Annotated in this window: 6 protein-coding genes and 2 pseudogenes; 1 reads left to right on the forward strand and 7 read right to left on the reverse strand. The window is 44.6% G+C overall.

Annotated elements, in window-relative coordinates; translation table 11 throughout:
* Window positions 1–154 (forward strand): annotated as a pseudogene (locus QTO00_RS14530) (ABC transporter substrate-binding protein); the annotation flags it as partial.
* Between the two features lie 43 nt (window positions 155–197).
* On the opposite strand, the gene QTO00_RS14535 reads toward QTO00_RS14530, so the two are convergent.
* The 7 genes and pseudogenes from QTO00_RS14535 to QTO00_RS14565 all read right to left on the reverse strand — a co-directional run.
* Window positions 198–1,685: a nucleoside hydrolase gene (locus tag QTO00_RS14535; RefSeq protein WP_331425434.1), complete on the reverse strand. Its 1,488-nt coding sequence runs from the start codon at window positions 1,683–1,685 to the stop codon at window positions 198–200.
* Window positions 1,686–1,746: 61 nt separating this feature from the next.
* Entirely contained in the window at window positions 1,747–3,219 is a 1,473-nt protein-coding gene (locus QTO00_RS14540) for a diguanylate cyclase domain-containing protein (RefSeq protein WP_331425435.1), read from the reverse strand.
* A 5-nt stretch (window positions 3,220–3,224) separates the two neighbouring features.
* Window positions 3,225–3,758, reverse strand: a complete 534-nt coding sequence (locus QTO00_RS14545; RefSeq protein ID WP_331425436.1) for a hypothetical protein — start codon at window positions 3,756–3,758, stop codon at window positions 3,225–3,227.
* Window positions 3,759–3,956: 198 nt separating this feature from the next.
* Complete coding sequence (locus QTO00_RS14550) at window positions 3,957–4,910, reverse strand: LysR family transcriptional regulator (protein WP_331425437.1); 954 nt, start codon at window positions 4,908–4,910, stop codon at window positions 3,957–3,959.
* A 9-nt stretch (window positions 4,911–4,919) separates the two neighbouring features.
* A pseudogene (locus QTO00_RS14555) lies at window positions 4,920–5,229 on the reverse strand (YaiI/YqxD family protein).
* A 92-nt stretch (window positions 5,230–5,321) separates the two neighbouring features.
* Window positions 5,322–5,642 carry a heavy metal-binding domain-containing protein gene (locus tag QTO00_RS14560; protein ID WP_331425438.1) on the reverse strand — a complete coding sequence of 107 codons (321 nt, stop codon included), beginning with the start codon at window positions 5,640–5,642 and terminating at the stop codon, window positions 5,322–5,324.
* A 25-nt stretch (window positions 5,643–5,667) separates the two neighbouring features.
* Window positions 5,668–6,483 (reverse strand): LysR substrate-binding domain-containing protein (locus QTO00_RS14565; protein ID WP_331425439.1); only part of this gene is annotated, 816 nt, incomplete at its 5' end.

Raw genomic sequence — 6,483 nt, forward strand, 5'->3', positions numbered from 1 at the left:
GGGCAAGACTGTACCGAGTATGATCGACTCTATGGCCGTCAACCCGGTAGCGCAAAAGGCAATAAACTCAGAAATATTCCGCTTTTATCGCGATAAAACCATCATTCCAGACACGGTCATCAAACGAATAATTGCCATTGCGGAGAGTAATTAGAAAGCATGTAGGGGTGTATTCGTTTCACCCCTACTTCGAGAATTTACATGATTCCGCGAGCAACACCTACTCGACGGCCTTCTTCCATCTCCCACTGGATGCCGTATCTATCAATCCAGTAGAAGAACGAAATTGGAAAACCGTCAAGTTTCTCAGGATGGTAGTCATCCGAAGAATTAATCATCGTCACACCATCCTGCTGCTTTAGGTAATTAAACACAGCGGTGCAGTTCGAGACTTCCAAGGCGATATGCCTTGGGCCACCAATATCATATGTTTTCGGTTGAGGAGGAATCTCCGATTTTCCTGCAGGCTTATGGTAGCGCATCAATTCTAAATAGACTGATGCATAAGGATGCTTGAGAAACAACACATCTAGCTCGACATCTTGGCCAGATAACCCCGCATCTTGGTTAAACTCTGCCATTGAAACATTGCGATAATCCATTTTCTGACCTTGATCATCGATAGCACGTTCAAAGCCCAATACTCGGTGGTAATAATCGGCCGCACTATCAACATCTTCGACGACAATATTTACGTGAGACAGCCCAAGAATAAAACCACTGACATCTTTCTCGGTAAGACGTTTAAATAACTCCGGCTCAGCACTCGGTGATAATTCCACCGCATAGTTGACCACTTTGCCCTTATCGAGTGCTTCATTACAGACTAAATAGTCCTTCGTTTCACCTTTCTTGGTATCGCTTGGGCCAGACTGGATCTGAACATGCCATTGTTTTACAGAGAACCAGTTAGGATTAATAACATACGCTGCGGCGACCATATCAAACGGGATAAATCCATGGCTTGAACCAAACAATGTTGCCCATTCTAAAGCCCATATACGTGATTCTTTCTCAAGATATTCCGCCAGGGAGCTACCGTTACGCATCTCTTTCAGTTCATGGAAATCAATCCAAATGTCATCGCAAACCTCGAACGGAATAAGCGTCAGCTGAACATCACTATTTAATAGAACATTAAACGCGGCTTCGTCGACCTCAAAGTTGAGATCTCTAAATGGTCTCAACTGGCGTTTGCTTGCGACAAAGTGTTGATCTTTATTCCTTCGACCTGCAACACAAACGACTTGTTCAATATTGCTAACCAATTCAGGAAAGTGCTTAATTAACAGTGCGATATTCGTCAACGCCCCTATCGCAAGAATAGTCAGGGGGCCCTGCTCTAATTCTTGCGCGAGATTTTTAACGGCGTCGGGCAAATCACGCCCTTCAGCTTGCGAATAAAATACCGAACTTCCTTTAGAGACAGTTAAGCTTGTCGGTCCAAACTTGGCGGTGAATTTCGTCGCTATTTCAGTGGTTACTTCAATGTCATCGGTGTTGCCAAGTGTTGAACTCAAGCCAACAATGTCGACTTCCTGACTTCGAAACAAAACACCTAAAGCATATCCATCATCAACATCACAAGGAGCTAAGCCATTGTAGTGATCGATGGTAATGTCTGTATCTATCCATGTTCGTTTTTGAGATTGATTTAAGAACTCTTTAGGGTCGAGGCTCTGCATAGACCTTCCTTTGATTTTGCTTTTACGTGAATTTGTTCAAATTAACTTACAATGCGGTAGGTTATTCGATGATCAAAGTTTGGTTGTACATCACAACATTTCGACCATGCTCTTTACCGAGATAAAGCTGCTCGTCCGCCTTGACGATAGCCCGTTGAATACACTGATCAGATTGCTCAAGTGTGATGCTATTCGAGGTAGCAGAAATAGGGACCGCTCCAATAGAAACGGTCACCACTTGGTAGGGAAGGTTCGTACTATGTTCGATATTCAACTCTTGGACGCAGCCCCTGAAGGCGTCGACCCGACTCTTTAGCTTAGATTCATCCGTGCTAGAAAGAATGAAAACAAACTCTTCTCCTCCTAGACGGCACCCGAGCTCTTGAGGTTCCAGTAAATTGTTCAAGGTATTAGCAACGACTGTGAGCGTGTTATCCCCTTCAGTATGCCCGTATGAGTCATTAAACCGCTTAAAATTGTCGATATCGCACATCACAAAGTAAACAACTTCTCCCCTTTGCAGAGCTTGTTGTACGGTGCGCGCCGCGTGTTTCTGATACTTAAAACGAGAACCAATACCCGTAAGTGGGTCTGTTTCAGTTTGGTTATGAAGAATGCGTAGCTGGTTTTTGATTTTAGTAATTAAGCTAGAATAAGAACGCGCCAAATCACCAATTTCGTCTGCTCTTTTTATTTCAGGGATCTGAGACTGATCTATTTTTTCAATATCTAGCTTCATAGAAGACGCTAACGCCTTAACAGGACTTACTAGCCAAAATGTCACCAAGTAGATAAGCAAAAATGAAATAGCCAACGCGACTAACGCTTCAAAGAGCACTTTACCCAATAGATCATGTCTTATTTGGTTTAGCTCCGTAGCATCCACCACTGCCCTGAAATAGCCACCATTGTTATTGCGCAATTTAATCTGAACATGCAGTAGATCTCTCACCTCATCCAAGTAGTATTTAGACCCGTACAGTTTTTCGGGGATCGTTGGAATATCTAAAGACTGCAACTGCATGTGTTCGTTGATAGCCCTAAGGTCAACCTTGAGCTTGTTGATCAGCAGGTTAACCTTCTTGATATGCACCTTATCTGTTTCGGGTGTTGAGGCTAAGTTCTTTTCTAGTGCGGCCAGTTTATTGGAAAGTAGCCTGACCTCGTCTTCTGATACATCAAGCCTCCAACCTTTGCTTTTCTCTATCGAGTACCTTACCTTCACTTCTCGTGCTAGATAGTCACTAGTCCCCGACACTTCAGCGAACTTTAAGTTTGGCACCGCTTTTAGATTATCTAAGGTAGACTGCATCAGCAGATTAGCGTAGTTCCTTCCTGCAACTGACCCCGAAAAAAAGGTGTTGTAAGCTGCAAGTTGACTGGCCGACATATCAGCGAGATATTCCACCTTCATCGACCAATCATTTTGATAACGACTGTAAGACATCCCTAAAATGATTGATAAGACAAGTACCAGATGCGAAACAAACAACATCTGGTTTATCGTTAACCAACCAAACAAGCGATTACTCAATAGAGTTACTCTTTATTTTCAGTGTAAGTAGCAAGCACAGGCTCAGTACAGGTGCCATTAATACAGATATCTTTGTATGTGGTATGGCAACTTGAGCAGAAGCTTGGCTCTAGAGAGGGGTGCATTGAGCTAATATCTTTTCCTTGGCGGTCATAGCTTCCATAAAGTGCTAAGCCACCGATATGCTCCGTGACCCAAATGATTCCATCAACTTCAGAAACCGCCACCACTGTCGGGCCATCGGTATAAGGGCCATGAGTTTTATATTGTTCAAGCTTGTCAGGGTTGACTCTTATCGTTAAAGGCGAACCTTGTCCGTTGTTTATCCACGCGTAAGCACGCACAGATTCTTGAATGAAAAGAGAAGTATCAGGTGGTAAAACCGTATCGGCTGGAAGGTTCATTGACTCCTTTACCACTGGCCAGTCTTCCCATCCCTCAGGATAACTTGCATCTGAGTCTGCATAAGCACTGCCGACAACAGCAAATGAAGCTAGCACACACCACCAAGCAGCTAGCAGACGTTTTAAAACTTGCATATCATTCCTTCGATTTATGTTTCTTAAAATTTGTCTCAGTTTTCAGCACGAGCTGGTCGTCAGGCTGGCTAAATAGCGATCCTTTACCAAAGTCTGAAACTAAAATTTACACTTTTATTGACTATTGTAACGACATTGAGACGTCGTAAAAACAAAATGCTCAGAAAGAGTGACCTCAAGCACTAACGCAAAGACACACTAATGAGAACGGTAGTAATTATCAAAATTCGGCACATACTGCTCCCAAATGGGTGGCGTGCCAATGTAGTTTTGAACCGCCGCGATAAACTCCCTGACCAGCGCAGTTTGCTTGCGGTGAGGGTAGAGAGCATATAGCGCTAGGCCTTTGTTACACAATGTGTAATTGGTCAGAAGCGGTCTTAGCCCTAGCTCATCAATAGAACAATCTAGGTTTGATGAGGAGAGTGTCACGTAGCCTAGGCCATCTTGCACAGATGCAATCAAGGTTGGCACATCATTAACCTTCAACTTGCCCCTCATTTTGTAATTGAGAACGTTAGTTGAACCAGGTTGCTCGCTCAATCTGACCGTATCGACCGTCAGCGAGCGATTGCTGTAAACCACCGATGGCAATTTAACTAACTCTTCTGGCGTTTTCGGCTCACCGTACCTTTCAATAAAGCTATCTGAAGCAAGAATAACTGCGCGAATATCAGCAATCTTCTTGGCAATTAGGCTCGAATCATCCAAATGCCCTAATCTAAAGGCGACATCAAAATGATCTGAGATGATGTCGGAGCGCTTATCGTCCATCAATAGCTCAATTTCAACGTCAGGATAAGCCTGCATAAACTGACTAATGACAGGACGCAGATGGTTCTGACCAACGTGATAAGGCGCAGTAATCCGAATTCGACCTTTGGGCTGAGCATGATAAGAGTCTGCGATAGATTGAACATGGCTCAGAGTTCCAACAAGGTTATGTGCTTGTTCGAGGATCTCCTCGCCCGCTGGTGTCAGTGAAAACGAACGTGTGGAACGATTGAGCAGTTGCACCCCTAAATCTGATTCCAACTTTTTGATCTGCTTCGACAGAGACGAGTTGTCCATATCATGAAGAGCCGCCGCTTTGGTGAACGACCCTTGCTGAACCACATCAATAAACAGAGATAGCTGATTCACGAGTGCCATACAACGCCTCTACTTTTGCGCTCTTTGCCATTGAACTAACCACTTATCTAGGTGGTTGGCGAACTGCTGACGATCGGATTGACTGAGCGGCGCAGGGCCTCCCGTTTGGATACCACTGCTGCGCATCGTTTCCATAAAATCACGGATGTTTAAACGCGATTTAATGTTCTCTTTAGTAAACATTTCACCGCGAGAGCTCAGCGCATGACATAAACTGGTTCGCCACTAAGGTCACTTCTACTCCTGTACGTTCAGAAGCGCGAAACAAAATATCTCGCACAACCACAGGACAAGCGTCCGCATCTACCCAAATTTTCATTGTTTGTTATTCCTAATCACGGTCTATGACTGCCATTATACCCAAAATAATTGGAGCTGCAGATTCAAGAATGAAGGGTATACTGAGTAGTGTTATTTAAACTTAACAGCGGTACCACTAACACTAACCATCATCATGCTGCCGCCACTGCCAATTACTTCGTAGTCGATATCGATACCAACGATCCCATCCGCGCCTAGTTCGCGCGCTCTCGCTTCCATCTCTTGAAAAGCGATTTCACGGGCACGTCCCATCTCACGTTCATAGGCACCAGAGCGTCCGCCTACTACATCGCGGATCGCGCCGAACATGTCTTTGAAGATATTGGCACCTAAAATAGCTTCACCAACTACCACGCCCAAGTAGTCTTTAACTGGGCGACCTTCAACAACTGACGTCGTCGTTTTAATCATAACTCTCTCCTTATTTTGAGTGTTTTTATAACGTTAACCGAGGCTGAATAAAATCGATAAATGCCGAGATACGTCGCGCCACGGTAGAAGATTTATAGTAGACCGCGTTGACTAATTCTCGCTCGGTATTCAGCAGTTTCTCTCGCTGAAGCAGAGAGACCAGTCGGCCTTGTTCAATATCTTTTTGAACCATGAACCCTGACAAGCAGGCAATACCATTAGAAGTGAGTGCCAACTGACGCACCGTCTCGCCATTGCCCGAGGTAATCAATGGATTTAATGGTTGGAACCCTTTGAGTGGCCATTGGTTCAATACTTTTGGTGCCGTAAAACCGATCACTTGATGCTGCGCCAAATCAGATACAGATTTCGGCGTACCGTTTTGCTCAAGATAATCTGGTGAGGCAACGATGTGCAACGGACTTTTACCGAGCAGCCGAGCGTGAAGCGTAGAATCTTTTAAGCGACCAATTCGAATTGCCACATCCGTTCGCTTTTCGAGCAAATCAACAAAACCTTCGTTAGAAGTCAGCTCAAGCTCAATATCAGGAAAGGCTTGCTTAAACTCACGGATTAACGGTACCAACTGATGAAAAACAAATGGACTTGCAGCATCAACCCGCAGATGCCCTTTTGGCAGTTCGCCCCGGGTAACAATCTCCTCTTCGGCCTGCTTAATAATGTCCAATCCCTGCTGTACCGAATCAACAAACTGCTTGCCTTCAACCGTTAACTCTATGCGTCGGGTAGTGCGGCTGAGGATCGAAACACCTAACTGCTTCTCTATCTTACTCACGGCGCGTGAAACTCTTGCGACCTGAATATCGAGCACATTCGCAGC

It is taken from the genome of Vibrio sp. M260118 (assembly GCF_036533755.1).
GTDB lineage: Bacteria > Pseudomonadota > Gammaproteobacteria > Enterobacterales > Vibrionaceae > Vibrio.

What these genes read in the sequence shown, in the direction of transcription:
- QTO00_RS14535 (WP_331425434.1), bottom strand. Translation starts at nt 1,685, where the DNA reads ATGCAGAGCCTCGACCCTAAAGAGTTCTTAAATCAATCTCAAAAACGA.
- QTO00_RS14560 (WP_331425438.1), bottom strand. Translation starts at nt 5,642, where the DNA reads ATGATTAAAACGACGACGTCAGTTGTTGAAGGTCGCCCAGTTAAAGAC.
- QTO00_RS14545 (WP_331425436.1), bottom strand. Translation starts at nt 3,758, where the DNA reads ATGCAAGTTTTAAAACGTCTGCTAGCTGCTTGGTGGTGTGTGCTAGCT.
- QTO00_RS14550 (WP_331425437.1), bottom strand. Translation starts at nt 4,910, where the DNA reads ATGGCACTCGTGAATCAGCTATCTCTGTTTATTGATGTGGTTCAGCAA.